The 14,827-nt window shown below is 67.6% G+C and carries 16 protein-coding genes; 9 read left to right on the forward strand and 7 right to left on the reverse strand.

The features are described 5' to 3' along the window. Positions 1–229 precede the first annotated feature (229 nt). The 4 genes from AC3FKG_RS22690 (at position 230) to AC3FKG_RS22705 (ending at position 2,732) form a co-directional block, all read left to right on the forward strand. A complete protein-coding gene (locus AC3FKG_RS22690; RefSeq protein ID WP_483711837.1) occupies positions 230–490 on the forward strand; it encodes a phosphopantetheine-binding protein in 261 nt (86 codons plus the stop codon). Between the two features lie 40 nt (positions 491–530). Next, positions 531–1,280, forward strand: coding sequence for a 3-oxoacyl-ACP reductase FabG (fabG, locus tag AC3FKG_RS22695; protein WP_488744179.1), 750 nt, complete (start codon positions 531–533; stop codon positions 1,278–1,280). 13 nt (positions 1,281–1,293) lie between these two features. Beyond that, entirely contained in the window at positions 1,294–2,094 is an 801-nt protein-coding gene (locus AC3FKG_RS22700; protein ID WP_483714367.1) for a glycosyltransferase family 2 protein, read from the forward strand. Between the two features lie 134 nt (positions 2,095–2,228). Next, positions 2,229–2,732 carry a cupin domain-containing protein gene (locus tag AC3FKG_RS22705; protein ID WP_483711835.1) on the forward strand — a complete coding sequence of 168 codons (504 nt, stop codon included), beginning with the start codon at positions 2,229–2,231 and terminating at the stop codon, positions 2,730–2,732. Positions 2,733–2,772: 40 nt separating this feature from the next. Here AC3FKG_RS22705 and AC3FKG_RS22710 read toward each other — a convergent pair whose 3' ends face one another. Beyond that, on the reverse strand, positions 2,773–4,200 hold the full coding sequence (locus AC3FKG_RS22710; protein WP_488744211.1) for an aminotransferase-like domain-containing protein: 1,428 nt from the start codon (positions 4,198–4,200) through the stop codon (positions 2,773–2,775). 276 nt (positions 4,201–4,476) lie between these two features. On the opposite strand from AC3FKG_RS22710, the gene AC3FKG_RS22715 reads away from it, so the two are divergent. Genes AC3FKG_RS22715 through AC3FKG_RS22735 form a run of 5 tightly spaced genes read left to right on the forward strand, consistent with a single transcriptional unit; the run spans position 4,477 to position 8,523 of the window. After that, the gene (locus AC3FKG_RS22715; protein WP_483711834.1) at positions 4,477–6,069 is read left to right on the forward strand and encodes a cbb3-type cytochrome c oxidase subunit I; all 1,593 of its coding nucleotides are present in this window, start codon (positions 4,477–4,479) and stop codon (positions 6,067–6,069) included. Between the two features lie 23 nt (positions 6,070–6,092). Beyond that, positions 6,093–6,770, forward strand: coding sequence for a cbb3-type cytochrome c oxidase subunit II (locus AC3FKG_RS22720; protein ID WP_483711833.1), 678 nt, complete (start codon positions 6,093–6,095; stop codon positions 6,768–6,770). Beyond that, entirely contained in the window at positions 6,733–7,335 is a 603-nt protein-coding gene (locus tag AC3FKG_RS22725) for a c-type cytochrome (RefSeq protein ID WP_488744180.1), read from the forward strand. Before AC3FKG_RS22720 ends, AC3FKG_RS22725 begins: the two co-directional genes overlap by 38 nt. Continuing rightward, on the forward strand, positions 7,335–7,961 hold the full coding sequence (locus AC3FKG_RS22730) for an SCO family protein (protein ID WP_488744181.1): 627 nt from the start codon (positions 7,335–7,337) through the stop codon (positions 7,959–7,961). The genes AC3FKG_RS22725 and AC3FKG_RS22730 overlap by 1 nt, the downstream gene beginning before the upstream one ends. Next, complete coding sequence (locus tag AC3FKG_RS22735) at positions 7,948–8,523, forward strand: hypothetical protein (protein ID WP_488744182.1); 576 nt, start codon at positions 7,948–7,950, stop codon at positions 8,521–8,523. Before AC3FKG_RS22730 ends, AC3FKG_RS22735 begins: the two co-directional genes overlap by 14 nt. A 10-nt stretch (positions 8,524–8,533) precedes the next feature. Here AC3FKG_RS22735 and AC3FKG_RS22740 read toward each other — a convergent pair whose 3' ends face one another. The 6 genes from AC3FKG_RS22740 to AC3FKG_RS22765 form a co-directional block, all read right to left on the reverse strand. After that, positions 8,534–10,240 carry a nitrite/sulfite reductase gene (locus AC3FKG_RS22740; protein ID WP_488744183.1) on the reverse strand — a complete coding sequence of 569 codons (1,707 nt, stop codon included), beginning with the start codon at positions 10,238–10,240 and terminating at the stop codon, positions 8,534–8,536. A 128-nt stretch (positions 10,241–10,368) separates the two neighbouring features. Next, positions 10,369–10,932, reverse strand: a complete 564-nt coding sequence (locus AC3FKG_RS22745) for a YcbK family protein (RefSeq protein ID WP_483711828.1) — start codon at positions 10,930–10,932, stop codon at positions 10,369–10,371. After that, positions 10,929–12,581: a L,D-transpeptidase family protein gene (locus tag AC3FKG_RS22750; RefSeq protein ID WP_488744184.1), complete on the reverse strand. Its 1,653-nt coding sequence runs from the start codon at positions 12,579–12,581 to the stop codon at positions 10,929–10,931. The genes AC3FKG_RS22745 and AC3FKG_RS22750 overlap by 4 nt, the downstream gene beginning before the upstream one ends. Positions 12,582–12,781: 200 nt before the next feature. Next, entirely contained in the window at positions 12,782–12,958 is a 177-nt protein-coding gene (locus tag AC3FKG_RS22755) for a glycine zipper 2TM domain-containing protein (RefSeq protein ID WP_211946512.1), read from the reverse strand. A 145-nt stretch (positions 12,959–13,103) separates the two neighbouring features. After that, a complete protein-coding gene (locus AC3FKG_RS22760; RefSeq protein WP_483711826.1) occupies positions 13,104–13,979 on the reverse strand; it encodes an NAD(P)-dependent oxidoreductase in 876 nt (291 codons plus the stop codon). Positions 13,980–14,199: 220 nt separating this feature from the next. Then, positions 14,200–14,775 carry a helix-turn-helix transcriptional regulator gene (locus AC3FKG_RS22765; RefSeq protein ID WP_483711825.1) on the reverse strand — a complete coding sequence of 192 codons (576 nt, stop codon included), beginning with the start codon at positions 14,773–14,775 and terminating at the stop codon, positions 14,200–14,202. Between the last annotated feature and the right edge of the window lie 52 nt (positions 14,776–14,827).

Here is a 14,827-nt window from a genome sequence, read left to right on the forward strand (position 1 = left end):
ACTCTTTTCTTGCCACCGAACCGGCACTTCGGGTGGTTTCCGGCGTGCCCGGACGGCAAGGCGAACGTTTTATACCTTAAAAGACCCGGCGGGCGCAGAGATGTTTCAGCAAAGTCGCTCCAATGTTGTTACTAAACTTCTCGTAGGTAGTGCGATGTGCCGCGCTTTGGTAGCATCGCCCCGCCATCTTCCGGCGCCTTTTGTGGCGCGGAAGAAGACCCTGACGAACATGAACGAACTCCAAACGGAACTCGCCAGCCTGATCATTGGCGAACTCGATATCGCGGACCTTAAACTGGATGAAGTCACGGCCGAAACGCCGCTGTATGGTGAAGGCTTCGGGCTCGATTCCATCGACATCCTCGAAATTGCGCTGCTGGTGTCCCGCAAGTACGGCGTGGAATTGCGCTCGGACAATCCCGACAACAAGACGATCTTCGCTTCGCTGGGCAGCCTGGCCGACTATGTCGCTGCCAACCGCACGCGCTGAGCGCGGCGCAACTGGAAGTCCGCCAGACAGGGAGCAGCACATGGCGCAAGAAGGCACGCCGCAGGTCACGCGCAGGGTGGCGCTGGTCACCGGCGCGAGCGGTGCCATCGGCAGCGCCATCAGCCATGCGCTGGCGCGCGCCGGACATGAGGTCTGGGTACACGCCAACCGCAACCTGGACCAGGCGGAAGCCGTGGCGGCCACCATCCGCGCCGCGGGCGGCACCGCCAGCGCCATTGCCTTCGATGTGACCGATGCCGAGGCCACCGAGGCGGCGTTGCAGGGCATCCTCGCCCACGGAACCGTCCAGATCCTGGTCAACAACGCCGGCATCCATGACGATGCGCCGTTGCTCGGCATGAGCCGCGAACAGTGGCGCCGCGTGATCGAGGTCTCGCTGCACGGCTTTTTCCATGTTACCCAGCCGCTGCTGATGCCGATGATGCGCACGCGCTGGGGCCGCATCATCAATATGGCCTCGGTGGCAGGCGTGATGGGCAACCGCGGGCAAGCCAACTATGCCGCGGCCAAGGCCGGCCTGATCGGCGCCACGCGCTCGCTGGCGATGGAGATGGCGTCGCGCGGCGTGACGGTCAATGCCGTGGCGCCGGGCGTAATCGAATCCCCCATGTCGGAACTGGCGTTTCCCGCCGAACGCCTCCGCCAGATCGTGCCGGCGGGCCGCGCGGGCACGCCCGAGGACGTGGCGGGGATGGTGGCCTACCTCGCTTCCGATGCCGCAGCCTACGTGACCGGCCAGGTGCTGTCGGTCAATGGCGGCATGGCCTGAATATCTCGCAATCATGGCCGTGCCGTCTCCCACCCATCTGGTACTGATCCCGAGCTACAACCCGGGCGCCATGCTGCGGCAGACGCTGCGCGCCGCGCGCGAGGCCTGGTGTCCGGTCTGGGTGGTGGTGGATGGCAGCACCGACGGGAGCGTGGCGTGGTTGCAGGAGCAGGCCCGGAACGATGCCAGCCTGCGCGTGCTGGTCTTGCCGGAAAACCAGGGCAAGGGCGCCGCGGTAATGCACGGCATCGAGGCCGCCGCCGCGGAGGACTTCACCCATGTGCTGGTGATGGACTCCGATGGCCAGCACCCGGCACACCTGATCGGCGAGTTCATGGCGGTGTCGATGCGCGAGCCCGACGCGATGGTGCTTGGCCGGCCGGTATTCGACGCAAGCGCGCCGGTCGAACGCGTGTACTGGCGCCGCCTGTCCAATTTCTGGGCGGACATGGAGACGCTGTGGGCAGGCGTCGGCGACTCGCTGTACGGCTTCCGCGTCTATCCGATCGCGCCGTTGCGCGCCGTGATGCGGGAAAGCCGCTGGATGCGCCGCTTCGACTTCGACCCGGAAGTCGCCGTGCGCCTGTGCTGGCGCGGCGTGCGGCCCGTCAACCTCGACGCGCCGGTGCGCTACTTTGACCGGAGCGCGGGCGGCGTTTCCCATTTCCGCTATCTGCGCGACAACCTGCTGCTGGCCTGGATGCACCTGCGGCTGACGGCGGGCTGCCTGGTGCGCCTGCCGCGGCTGGTCTGGCGGCGCCTGCATGCGCCGGCCGGCGGCAACAACTCGCATCCGCCGAACCGGGCCGCCTGACAGGACCTGCCCGAACTGTTGCCGGTTGCGTCGGCATCGTCCTTCTGCACTACGATGGTTTCAGGCACTGCCCGGGGTGGCGATGCGGCGGCCATGCCGCGCGTGGCGGGTGCCAAGGCAAGAAGGAGAAGACCATGAAAGCGCATTCTTCGGACCATCGGTTGCAGCTTGCGTGGCTGGCGGCAGCGGCGCTCGCGTCATCGCTTGCGGCCGGGCTGGCCAGCGCCCAGGAGCCGGCCGCAGCCGGCATGGAGATGATCAATCCCGGCACGGTGAAATGGGGCGAGGCGCCGCCTTCGCTGCCCAAGGGGGCGAAGCTGGCCGTGCTCTATGGCGACCCGGGCAAGGACGGCCCGTTCGTCGTCCGGCTCAAGACGCCGGCCGGATACAAGGTGCCACCCCACTGGCATAGCCAGGCCGAGAACCTGACGGTGATCTCCGGGACGCTCTATCTGGGAGCCGGGGACAAGATGGACATGGGCCATGCCCACGCCCTGAAAACGGGCGGCTTCCACTACCTGCCCGCCAAGGCCCATCACTACGCGTTCAGCAAGACCGAGACGGTCGTGCAGATCCACGGCACCGGCCCGCTGGACATCAACTATCTGGACCCAAAGGACGATCCTGCCGGCAAGTGACAATGGCTTCCCGCGCCGATAGCCGAGCCGATACCAAGGGCTAGGGCCGCGCGCTGGCTACGGCACGGGCCAGCCGGCCGAGCGTGGCCAGCGCGGTTTCGGCGCGCTTGTCCCACTCATGCCCGTAGTTGAGCCGCATGCAATTGCGGAAGCCGGCCCGCGCCGAAAAGATCGGCCCCGGCGCAATGCTGATGCCGTGCGACAGTGCGAGCTGGTGGAGGGCCAGCGTATCGGTGCCTTCGGGCAGTTCGATCCACAGGAAGTAGCCGCCCGCCGGCCGCGTGGCGCGCGTCCCGGGTGGAAAGTGGCGCGCCACGGCCTGCGCCACGGCGTCCTGCCGCAGCATCAGCGCGTGCCGCAGCTGGCGCAGGTGGCGGTCATAGCCACCCTTTTCAAGGTAGGCGGCAATAGCGGCCTGCGCGGGCGCGGAGCCGGCCAGCGTAGTGGTCAGCTTGAGCCGTGCAACGTCGCGCGCAAAGCGGCCCGGTGCCGCCCAGCCCACGCGGTAGCCCGGAGCCAGGCATTTTGAAAACGACGCGCAGTGCATGACCAGGCCGGCCTTGTCGAACGCCTTGGCCGGCGTCGGGCGGCGCGTGCCGAAGTAAAGCTCGCCATACACATCGTCTTCGATCAGCGGCACCTCGTAGCGCGCCAGCAGTTCCACCAGCGCCTGCTTCTTGGCTTCGGGCATCAGCGAGCCGAGCGGGTTCTGGAAATTGGTCATCAGCCAGCACGCCTTGGGGCGGTGGCGCTGCAGCGCCTGTTCCAGCGCGCCCAGATCCATGCCCTCGCGCGGATGCGTGGGCACCTCGATCGCGGACAGGCCGCAGCGCTCCAGCGCCTGCAGCGCCGCGTAGAACGTGGGGCTTTCGATCACCACAGCATCGCCGGGGCGCGTGACCGCCGTCAGGCACAGGTTCAGCGCTTCGAGCGCGCCGTTGGTGACGACGATCTCGTCGGCCTGCACGGTCAGGCCGTCGCCCAGGTAGCGCAGCGCGATCTGGCGACGCAGGCTCGCATTGCCGGGCGTCAGGTCGTCCACGCTGCTCCATGGGTCGAGCTTCTGCACCGTCGACGCCATGGTTTTGGCCAGCCGTTGCAGCGGAAAGAGCAGGGGACTGGGGAAGGCCGAGCCGAACGGCACCACGTCGCGCCGCATGGTCGATTCGAGCACCTTGAAAACCAGCTCGCTGACATCGATCGGTCCGGACTCCTCTGCCGGGGCGGAGGGTGTCTCCGCTTCAGGCGCCAACTGGCGCGAGCCCGTGGCGACGTAATACCCGGATCGCTCGCGCGCACGGATCAGGCCGCGCGCCTCGAGCAGGTAATAGGCCTGGAACACGGTCGACTGGCTCACGCCGCGGCCTGCGCTGGCCTGGCGCACCGACGGCAGGCGGTCGCCCAGCCGCAGTACGCCGGCATGGATCGACTGGGCGATGTCCTCGGCCAGTTCTTCATAGCGTGTCATCGGGCGCGCGCCGGTGGTCATCTGATCTTGTCCTTTTTGCGATTAGGTCAACTGTAATGGACGCTGAGGACAAGTACCAGATTGTGGCCTGGCCAGCCATGCGGATCCCGGGTCGAAGTGGCGCAACTGCGACAAACGGTCGCGCCTTGGAATCCACTGCTCCGGTCATTTCCGACAGTTTTGCTTCTGTTGCACCGGTGGCAAGGCCTCTAGCATTGGCCGGCCAATTCCCGGATGCGGCCCGCCACGGACCGCGCCTGTCTCGCCCCCAAAGCCATGGACCCCACCAGCCTGCTGCTGCTTACCTTCCTGCTGTCGATCGGCGGCCTCTTCGCCTTTATCTGGTCCCTGAGGAAAGGCCTTTTCGATTTGGAGTCGAGTGGCGCCCGGACCATCTTTGCCAGCGGCGAGGTCGGCCGGCCCGAAGACCCGTCAGGGCCTGGCGCAACCCTGGCGCCCGACGCCGACCTTGCCGAAGAACTCGCGGCGCGCGCGCGGGCCGACCGCTCCAGCGCCTTGCCAGCCCTGATGCTCCTGAGTTGTGCCGTGGTCTGGCTGGTGGTCGCGTCCTTTGCGGGGCTGGTCAGCTCGCTCAAGCTGCACCTGCCGGACTTCCTGGTCACGCAGGCATGGCAATCGTTCGGCCGCATGCGCGTGCTGCACCTGAACGCGGTCGCCTATGGCTGGGCGCCGATGGGCCTGCTCGGCCTGGCGATCTGGATGATGCCGCGCCTGCTGCGCACGCCGCTGAGCGGGGGCCGCTTTGCGCTGGTCGGTACGTTGATCTGGAATGCCGGGCTCGTGGCCGGTCTGGGAGCGATTGCCAGCGGCATCAACGCAGGCATGGAATGGCTCGAGATCCCGTGGCAGATCGGCCTGCTGTTCGCCGTGGGCGGCATGCTGATCGGCGTGCCGCTGGTGCTGATGCTGCAGCGGCGCCAGGTGCATCACCTCTACGTGTCGGTGTGGTACATGGGCGCGGCGCTGTTCTGGTTTCCGGTGCTCTATATCGTCGCCAAGGTGCCGGGCGTGCATTTCGGCGTGGAACAGGCGACCATGAACTGGTGGTTCGGCCACAACGTGCTCGGGCTGTTCTACACGCCGCTGTCGATTGCCGCCGTGTACTACTTCCTGCCCAAGGTCATCGGCAAGCCGGTGCAGTCGTACAACCTGTCGCTGCTGGGCTTCTGGACGCTGGCGTTCTTCTACGGCCAGGTCGGCGCGCACCACCTGATCGGCGGGCCAATTCCCGGCTGGCTGATCACGCTTTCCATCGTGCAGAGCGTGATGATGATCATCCCCGTGGTGGCCTTTTCCGTGAACCAGCACCTGACGCTGAAGGGCCATTTCGGCGTGCTCAAGCGCTCGCCTACGCTGCGCTTCGTGGTGCTGGGCGCGATCATGTACACGCTGGCCTCGGTGCAGGGCTCGTTCGAGGCGCTGCGCTCGCTCAACGCCATCACGCACTTCACGCATTTCACCGTGGCGCACGCGCACCTGGGCATGTATGGCTTCGTGTCGATGGTGATCTTCGGCGGCATCTACTTCGCCATGCCGCGCATCGTCGACGCGCCGTGGCCGGAACCGGCGCTGATTTCCGCGCACTTCTGGCTGGTGGCTGGCGGGTTTGCGGTCTACCTCGTGACGCTGACGATCGGCGGCGTGCTGCAGGGGCTGGCGCTGCTGGACCCGGCGCGGCCGTTCATGGAGTCGGTCGCGGTGACCCTGCCATGGTTGCAGGGCCGCTCGATCGGCGGCGCGCTGATGACGCTGGGCCACCTGGTGTTTGCCTGCCACTTCGCGCTGATGGCGTTCCGTCCGGCCACGCTGCGGCAGGGCGATCGCGTGGTTTCCGAATCCCTGGCCTGAACGACCGACGACGACCGACGACGATGGAAAACGAACTGAAGCTCGTAGGCGGCGCCATGGTGACGCTGTCGCTGGCCACCTGCGCCATGATCGTGGTGCCCTTCCTGCAACTCAAGGACGTGCCCGCGCCGAAGGAACTCGCGCCCTACACCAGCGCGCAATTGCGGGGCCGGCAGGTCTACATGGCCAACGGCTGCATCGCCTGCCATACCCAGCAGCCCAGTTCCACGGGCGCGGGCATTGCCGACGCGCAGCGCGGCTGGGGCCGGCCCTCGGTCGCGGCGGACTATCACTATGACGACCCGCCGCTGCTCGGCACCATGCGCACCGGCCCCGACCTGTTCAATATCGGCGTGCGCCAGCCCAGTGCCGACTGGCACCTCGGGCACCTGTACCAGCCGCGCGCGTATGTGCCGGGCAGCATCATGCCGGCCTATCCGTTCCTGTTCGAGACCAGGGACAGCGATGCCGTCGGCAAGGACGATCGCGTCGTTTCGCTGCCGCCCGGCGCCGCCCCGGCCGGGAAGGCCGTGGTCGCCACGCCGCAGGCACTGGACCTGGTGGCCTACCTCACCGGGCTGCGCCACACCTATCCCGTCCTGACCCCGACCGAAGCGAGCCTGGCCAAGGGCCTCGTACTCGCCGCCAGCACCACGAAGAACCATGCCGCAGATCAAGCCCCCAAGCAGCCACAAGACTGAACACGCCGACCCGCACGAGCAGCACAACCCGGTGCCGAAGATCGTGCTGGGCCTGGTCGCGGGACTGGTGGTCTGGGCCGCCAGCTATATCTGGACCGAGCGCGCCGACGGGCTCGCCCAGCTTGGCGATCGGCGCAATGCGCAGGCGCTGGCCCAGGGCGCTGCCGCTGGTGGTGCCCGCGTGGCCGACGGCAAGCAACTGTTCGCGGCCAACTGCCAGGCCTGCCACCAGGCCACCGGCCAGGGCCTGCCCGGCGTCTTCCCGCCACTGGCCGGATCGCCGCTGGTGACGGGTGATCCGGTGGTGCTGTCGCAGATCGTGCTGCACGGGCTGACCGGGCCCGTCGAGATCCTGGGCACGACCTATAACGGCGCCATGCCGGCCTTTGGCGAGCAACTCGGCGATGCCGAACTGGCCGCGGTGCTCACGCATATCCGCAGCGAGTGGGGCAACAGGGCGCCCGCCATCGACGCGGCGGCCGTTGGCGCGGCGCGCAAATGGAGCGCATCTCGCAAGGACCCTTGGCATAGCGACGAACTGCACAAGCTCGCCGGAGCGCAGTGATGCCGGGCGGCTGGCGGGGCACCCTGTTTGCGACTGCCCTCGCCAGCGCACTGGCGCTGTTCGCCTTTGCCCACGTGACACGCGGCTTCCGCGTTGTGACGTCGGATGGTGCAAGGCAATTCGACCTGGCGCGAGCCCCCGTTGCACTGCCGGATATCGAGCTGGCCGATGCGTCCGGACGCCGCTTCTCCCTGCGCCAAACCGGTAATGCGCAACGGCAGACGCTGGTCACTTTCATCTACACACACTGCCTCACGGTCTGCCGCAGCAGCGCGTCAGGGCAAGCCTACCTGCAAGCGCAGCTGATTGCGCGCGGCCTTGCCGGGCGCTACCAGTTGCTGGCCATCAGCTTCGATCCGCGCCGTGACACGCCTGAGGTACTCAGTGCCTATGGCCGCAAGCAGGGGACCGATCCCGCCGTCTGGCGCATGGCCTCGGTGGCGGACGCCGCTGACTTGCCGGCCTTGCTGAAGGCGTTCGGCGTGGTCGTGCTGCCGGATGGCCGCGGCGATTACGTCCACAATGCCGCGCATTTCCTCATCGACGCGCAGGGCCGGCTCGCCCGCGCCTACGACATCGACCGCCCGGATGCGGTGCTGGCCGACATCGTCCATGCGCAGCGCTGAGCGGCCCGCGGTGGTCTGGCTGCCCGGCGCGGCGCTGGCCGTGCTGGCGCTGCTGCGCGGGTGGCTGGAGGCCTCGATGTTCCGGCATATGGCGATCGAACTGCCATCGCTCCTGGCACTCGGCATGGTTGCGGCCGCATTGTGCGGCCGGTTTGCGCGGGTCATTGCATGGAACCGGCGCGGCTTGCCGGGGCTGGTTGCCGCCACGGCCATCGCCAGCTACTGGATGCTTCCGGTCGCACTGGATCTTGCCGTGCTCGATGCGCGCTGGTCCGTTGCGAAAGTGGCGAGCATGATCGCGGCTGGCGCCGCGCTCGGTATGTCCTGGCCGCGTGCCGGGATCGTGCTGCAGGCATTCTTCGCGATCAACTGGAGCGCGATGACGCTGGTGGCGGGACTGCTCTACCAGGACGCGCCGCAACAGCTTTGCAGCGTGTACCTGGCGGATCAGCAAGGTGCGGCAGGACGCGCGCTGGTTGTCTTTGCCGCGGCCGGGCTGGCGGCCTGGATGGCCTGCGTGATCCGCAGGCTCGGCCGCGACGAGGGCGGATTGCGGATCTGAGGGCCATCGATCAGCCGCGGGCGGCCTCGGCTTGCTGTCTGCGCAGGGCGATCGCCGGGTTCTGGTAGACCGCCGTCTTGAACGGTTCGCAGCCGACGCGCTCGACCACATCGATAAAGCGCTCTGCATCGCTGTCGCGCATGGCAAGGTAGCTCCGGATCAGTAGCTCGATGACCTCGGGGATCTCGTCGCGTGCGAACGACGGCCCGATGATGCGGCCGATCGCTGCGCCGGAAGGCCCGCCCTGGCGTCCGCCGATCGTGACCTGGTACCACTCTTCACCGGCCTTGTCGACGCCGAGGATGCCGATATGGCCCACGTGATGGTGCCCGCACGAGTTGATGCAGCCGGAAATGTTCAGGTCCAGTTCGCCGATCTCGTAGAGATAGTCGAGATCGTCGAAGCGCTGCTGGATTGCTTCGGCCAGCGGGATCGACACGGCATTTGCCAGCGAGCAGAAGTCTCCGCCGGGGCACGCGATGATGTTGGTGAGCAAGCCGATATTGGGCGTAGCCAGGTTCCACGTCTGCAGCTGTTGCCACAATTCATGCAAGCGCGTGCGGCGCACGTCGGCGATGATCAGGTTCTGCTCATGCGAGACGCGCAGTTCGCCGCTGCCGTAGCGGTCGGCGAGGTCGGCCGCGGCTTCCATCTGGTCGGCCGTGATATCGCCGGGCGGCGTGCCGGTTGCCTTCAGCGACACCGTGACGGCGGCATAGCCGGGAACGCGGTGCGCATGCACGTTGCTGCGCAGCCAGCGCGCATAGCGAGGATCGGCCGCGGCAAGCGATGGGTTCGGGTCTTCGTCGTTGGCTGCGGAAGGCGCGTAGTCCGGGGTGGTGAAGCGCATGGCGATCTCGCGCACGAAAGCGGCGTCGACCGTATCGGGACCGCCGCGGATGCCTTGCCAGTGTTCGTCGACCTGTTGCGCGAAGACTTCCGGCGTGAGGTCTTTCACGAGGATCTTGATGCGCGCCTTGTACTTGTTGTCGCGGCGGCCATGCAGGTTGTAGACGCGCAGGATGGCCTGCAGGTAGGTCAGCAGGTCGGACCAGTGCACGAATTCCCCGATCACCTTGCCGACCATCGGCGTGCGGCCCATGCCGCCACCGACCCAGACGCGGAAGCCCGTTTCGCCATCGCGCTCGACGGCCTGCAGGCCGATGTCATGCACGCCCACCGCGGCGCGGTCCGTGCTAGCGCCGCTCACGGCAATCTTGAACTTGCGCGGCAGGTAGGCGAATTCGGGATGGAGCATGGACCACTGCCGGATGATTTCGCACCACACCAGCGGGTTCACCACTTCATCGGGCGCAATGCCGGCGAAGTGGTCGGTAGTGGTGTTGCGGATGCAGTTGCCGCTGGTCTGGATCGCGTGCATCTGCACCGTTGCCAGTTCGGCCAGGATGGCCGGCGCGTCTTCCAGGCGCGGCCAGTTGAACTGCATGTTCTGGCGCGTGCTGAAGTGGCCGTAGCCGCGATCCCAGCGCCGCGAGATTTCCGCAAGCTTGCGCAGCTGCCGCGAGACCAGCATGCCGTAAGGGATGGCAACGCGCAGCATCGGCGCATGGCGCTGGATGTAGAGGCCGTTCTGCAGGCGCAGCACGCGGAACTCTTCCTCCGAAAGCTCGCCGTTCAGGAAGCGCGCGGCCTGGTCAGTGAACTGCGCAACGCGCTCGTCGACCAGTTGCTGGTCCGTGGAATCATAGAGGTACATGGGGGCTGGTCTCGCATCGCTCTGGGCCTACCACGCCGGCAGGCGTGGACCAGACTCAAGCCTAGCGATGAGCCCCTCCCGCGCACAGCAGCAGTCGGGTGCTTTTTTTGCCGTAGCAGTGCGGGAGTTCAGCCCCAGTGCCGCACGCGACCTGTATCCACGTGAACGAAATCCTCTTGCGCATAGAAGCCCACACCACCAACGCCGAGCGACATGGCGGCATCGCGCAAGTCCGCCAGCGCCACGCCGGGCAGGCGGATGTCGATGGCCTTGCCGTCCATATGCAGGCTGTGCTTCGCGACGCCGCCACCGCCCGTGCGGCGCAGCCGCGCGTTGGTGAGGGGACTGCGATAGCCCGAAATCACCTGGAACGGCGACTCGCTGCCGAGTGTCTGGCGCAGATCAAACAGCAGGCCAAACAATTGCGGATCGATCACGCCGACCTGGCCGGAATAATGGTCGCGCAGGAAGCGGTTGAGCGTGGTTTGTGCCTGCGGGAGCACCTGTTCGCCCAGCGCATACACCAGCGACAAGTGCTCGCCGGTATGCGTATGGTCGAATGACAGGCTGCGAGCGCCGGGCGCGGTGGCCAAGGCCAATTGCGGCGACAGCGCGGCCAGGCCGGCGCCAATCGCCAGGCCGCCCGTGTGTTGCAGGAAGCGGCGGCGCGAAGGATTGCGAGAGTGTTTCATGTCGGGTTCTGCGTTGGCGCGGGGCGGGCAAGGGCGTCCGGTGTAGCCGGTGCCGCGGCAGGCACACTGGCCGGCCGGCGCGCCGCGTTCTGCCGCAGCGCCTGGTCCAGCAGCTTGTCCTGGCCGTAAATGTCAGCCAGGAAGTATACCCGGCCATCGGCGCGGGCAATCGCGGTGCCATAGGCCAGCACCACGGGCAGCGGCTGCTGTAGCGCCACCGTGTTGGACTGGCCCTTGGTCATGGCCTGGCGAATACGTGCCTCGTCCCAGCCCGGCATGTCCTTGAGCACGAACTGCGCGAGCGCCACGGGCTCTTCCACGCGGATGCAGCCATGGCTGAAATCGCGCCGGTCGCGCTTGAACAATTGCGGCGTGGGCGTGTGGTGCAGGTAGATGTTCTGGTTGTTCGGGAACACGAACTTGATGTCGCCGAGCGCGTTCATCGGGCCGGGGCGCTGGCGAATGCGCATCTGGCCGTTCAGCACGGCCTCGAGGTTGGCATCGGACAGCGTGGTCACGGCCTTGCCGTTGGAGACGAACTCGAAGCCCTGGCGCGTGAAGTACCCCGGGTCGCGCCGCAGCCGCGGAATGGTCTCGGAGCGTGCGATCGACGGCGGCACGTTCCAGTACGGGCTGAACTCGATGTAGCGCATGTCCTCCTTGAACAGCGGCGTACGCGTGTCCAGCGCCTTGCCGACGATGACCTTCATCTCCAGCTTGATGTCGAGCTTGCCGTCGTTGTACTCATAGGCGCGCAGCATGAACTCGGGGATGTTCACGACGATCACGCGCGGTCCCTCGGCGAGCGGGGTCCAGCGCAGCCGCTCCATGGTCAGCTCGATCTGTCGCACGCGCGCCGCCGGCGGGGTGTTGAGCTGGGTCAGGGTGGCGGCGCCGATGGTGCCGTCCGCCTCCAGGCCATGGCGTGACTGGAAGGCCTTGACGCCGTCCACGACGGCGCCCGAATAGCGTTGCGGCACGGGCGCGTCGGCAGCCATGTCGCCAAGCGTCTTGAGGCGGCCAGCCAGTTCGCCAATGCCGCCGTAGGCCTGTCCGCTCGTCAGCTTGCCGCCAGGCAGCCCCGGCAGCGGATGTTCCCAGCCAGGTTGCGCCGCGAGCTTGCGATAGCGCGCCAGCGCATCGCGCAGCGTGCCGTAGAGCGGGAAGGACGGCGCGGCTTCGCGGATGGCGTCGGGCAGGCGATGGCTGGCCACGGCGGCGCGCAGGTAGCTGTCGGGATCGAACGGCGCCGACGCCGGCGCCGTGAAATTGGCGTGCACCTTGCGTGGATCGACGCGCCCGCTGTGCAGGTCCGACAGGTAGCGCCGCATGGCGTCGCTGAGCGCGTTGTCGAGTTTCTCCACGGCGTCCGGCGCCGTTTGCGGGTTGGTGGCGGCCTGCGCCAGCGCGCGTTTCAGGCCGTCGGCGTCGTAGTCCTTCGGCGTCAGGCCATCCGCCTCGGCGCCGGCCAGCGCCGCCACGGCCTGTTGGGCGTCGGGCGTCGGCCGTCCGCCGGCGAACCATAGCGGCTGCGCGCCAGCACTCGCGGCGCAGGCCAGCAGCCAGGCAGCGAGCGTGCCGCCGATCCAGTGGCGGGCATGGCGTGCGGGAATGGAGGACAGGCGCTTGCGAGGCGTGGCAGGTGTCATGGAGATCGGGTAGATGTGGCTTGCCCGCCTATCGTAGCCGAATAATGCGGGAATCCGGGCGGCCGGGACCGTGCAACAACACTCTTCAGCGCGTGCAAAACCGCTGAAGCCGCCCTTGTCACGGTGCCCCGGCACCTATGCAAACGCCCGCTGCGAGCAGCGGGCGTTGGGGCGAGGACTGGCTGGCGTCCGGTCCAGGGCTACTTGCCCAGTTCGTGGCCGACCACGCCGCCCACCACGGCACCACCCACGGTGCCGGCGGTACTGCCGTGCGTGAGTTCATGCCCCGCCACGCCGCCGGCTACCGCACCCGTCGCGGTACAGCCGGCCAGGCCCATGCCAGCGCTGATCACCAGCGCGATTGCAAGTTTCCACATGGTCATCTCCCGTACCGTGCACAGGTGACCCCAGCCACCCGCGCTTCTGACTACAGCTTAGGCAGGACGATCCAGCGGGCCTTTCAGGCGCTTGCCGATTGCGGTGTAGGAATTATCGGACGGCGGCAGGTGCCGTCCGCATCGCTCATTCCCCGGAGAAGCGGCGCAGGCGCTTGATCAGCGACGAGGTGTCCGCGCGGCCGCAACCCATCTGCTGCAGGTCGGCGTAGAACTGGTCGACCATTGCGGTGACGGGCAGGCTGGCGCCGTTGCGGCGCGCCTCGTCGAGGCAAAGGCCCAGGTCCTTGCGCATCCAGTCCACGGCGAAGCCGAAGTCGAACTTGTTGTCGATCATGGTCGGGCCGCGGTTCTCGAGCTGCCAGGAGCCGGCCGCGCCCTTGCTGATGACGTCGAGCACCAGCCGCATGTCGAGGCCGGCGCGCTCGCCGAAGGCGATCGCTTCGGACAGGCCCTGGATCAGCCCGGCGATGCTGATCTGGTTGACCATCTTGGCAAGCTGGCCCGCTCCTGCGTCACCGACGCGCGTCACGGCGCGCGCATACGCGCCGATGACCGGCTCGGCGCGCGCGTAGGCCTCGGCGTCGCCGCCGCACATGATGGTCAGGATGCCTTTCTCCGCGCCGACTTCGCCGCCCGACACAGGGCCGTCGACAAAGTGCAGGCCCCGCTCGCGCGCCGCCGCGTAGAGTTCGCGCGCCACATTGGCGCTGGCGGTGGTGTGGTCCACGAAGATGCAGCCGGTGGGCGCGGTGAAGAAGGCGCCGTCGGGGCCGATCAGCACCGAGCGCAGGTCGTCGTCGTTGCCGACGCACGAGCACACCACGTCCGCCTGCCTGACGGCCAGCGCCGGTGTTTCCGCCGCGTTGCCGCCAAATTGTGCGACCCAGGCCTGCGCCTTGGCGGCGGTGCGGTTATACACGGTGACTTCATGGCCCTTGGCGGCAAGATGGCCGGCCATATGGAAACCCATGACGCCAAGCCCGAGAAATGCGACGCGCATGCTGCGACTCCGTAACTGATTGGATATTGTTGGATATTCGGTGACGCGCGGCGGCTGCTGGCGGCTCCTGTAGCAGGCACCACATGGAGACGCGCCGCGCGGGGAGGCATTGCCTCTGGCGCAGAGTATACGGCTGCCGCAGCGATTGTTGCCGGTCATTGCCGGTCGCTGCCGGTTGTTGACGGTTGTTGCCGGTCGCCTGGCAGAGGCGAATACCGCGCTATCCCTGGCCCAGGATTGCCTTCCTGACCAGTTCCGACTGCCGGTTGCAGTGCATTTTCGTCATCAGCATGGCGATCTGCTTGCGCACGGTATTGACCGACACGCCCACCGACGCCGCATGGGCGGCGGCGGTCTGGCCCGACGCCAGTGCGGCCAGCACCCGCGCCTCGGCCGGCGTGATGCGGAATACCGCGGCCAGGCGGTCGGGGTCGGGCGGCGCGCCAGCGGCGTGGCGGCGCTGCATCCGCAGCAGCACGCAGCGCTCGCCGGCGACGCTCAGGGAGGGCACGGCCACGGCCATGTCGATCGACACCGTGGCGCCGCCACCGGCGGAAACCGTCATGGCTTGCCGCATTCCGCTCTGGCTGGCAGCGGCGACCTGCCGCAGCAGCATCGCGCGGACGCGCGGGTCGGCATGCCAGAGCACGCCATGGCGCGGGGCGAACAAGGCGCTGGCGAAGATCTCGCGGGCCAGCGGCGATTCGCGGATGACCGCACCGCTGGCGCCGACCAGGCAGATGGCCTCCTCGAACGAGGAGAAGGCTTGTTCGAGGCTGGCGAGGTGGCGGTTCACGGCATGCTGCCCGATCCGCTGGGGCGTAGGGTCGTCCAGGGCATCCACCGCA

The organism is Cupriavidus sp. 22TCCZM04-2 (assembly GCF_057798895.1).

What these genes read in the sequence shown, in the direction of transcription:
- AC3FKG_RS22690 (WP_483711837.1), top strand. Translation starts at nt 230, where the DNA reads ATGAACGAACTCCAAACGGAACTCGCCAGCCTGATCATTGGCGAACTC.
- fabG (WP_488744179.1), top strand. Translation starts at nt 531, where the DNA reads ATGGCGCAAGAAGGCACGCCGCAGGTCACGCGCAGGGTGGCGCTGGTC.
- AC3FKG_RS22700 (WP_483714367.1), top strand. Translation starts at nt 1,294, where the DNA reads ATGGCCGTGCCGTCTCCCACCCATCTGGTACTGATCCCGAGCTACAAC.
- AC3FKG_RS22705 (WP_483711835.1), top strand. Translation starts at nt 2,229, where the DNA reads ATGAAAGCGCATTCTTCGGACCATCGGTTGCAGCTTGCGTGGCTGGCG.
- AC3FKG_RS22710 (WP_488744211.1), bottom strand. Translation starts at nt 4,200, where the DNA reads ATGACACGCTATGAAGAACTGGCCGAGGACATCGCCCAGTCGATCCAT.
- AC3FKG_RS22715 (WP_483711834.1), top strand. Translation starts at nt 4,477, where the DNA reads ATGGACCCCACCAGCCTGCTGCTGCTTACCTTCCTGCTGTCGATCGGC.
- AC3FKG_RS22720 (WP_483711833.1), top strand. Translation starts at nt 6,093, where the DNA reads ATGGAAAACGAACTGAAGCTCGTAGGCGGCGCCATGGTGACGCTGTCG.
- AC3FKG_RS22725 (WP_488744180.1), top strand. Translation starts at nt 6,733, where the DNA reads ATGCCGCAGATCAAGCCCCCAAGCAGCCACAAGACTGAACACGCCGAC.
- AC3FKG_RS22730 (WP_488744181.1), top strand. Translation starts at nt 7,335, where the DNA reads ATGCCGGGCGGCTGGCGGGGCACCCTGTTTGCGACTGCCCTCGCCAGC.
- AC3FKG_RS22735 (WP_488744182.1), top strand. Translation starts at nt 7,948, where the DNA reads ATGCGCAGCGCTGAGCGGCCCGCGGTGGTCTGGCTGCCCGGCGCGGCG.
- AC3FKG_RS22740 (WP_488744183.1), bottom strand. Translation starts at nt 10,240, where the DNA reads ATGTACCTCTATGATTCCACGGACCAGCAACTGGTCGACGAGCGCGTT.
- AC3FKG_RS22745 (WP_483711828.1), bottom strand. Translation starts at nt 10,932, where the DNA reads ATGAAACACTCTCGCAATCCTTCGCGCCGCCGCTTCCTGCAACACACG.
- AC3FKG_RS22750 (WP_488744184.1), bottom strand. Translation starts at nt 12,581, where the DNA reads ATGACACCTGCCACGCCTCGCAAGCGCCTGTCCTCCATTCCCGCACGC.
- AC3FKG_RS22755 (WP_211946512.1), bottom strand. Translation starts at nt 12,958, where the DNA reads ATGTGGAAACTTGCAATCGCGCTGGTGATCAGCGCTGGCATGGGCCTG.
- AC3FKG_RS22760 (WP_483711826.1), bottom strand. Translation starts at nt 13,979, where the DNA reads ATGCGCGTCGCATTTCTCGGGCTTGGCGTCATGGGTTTCCATATGGCC.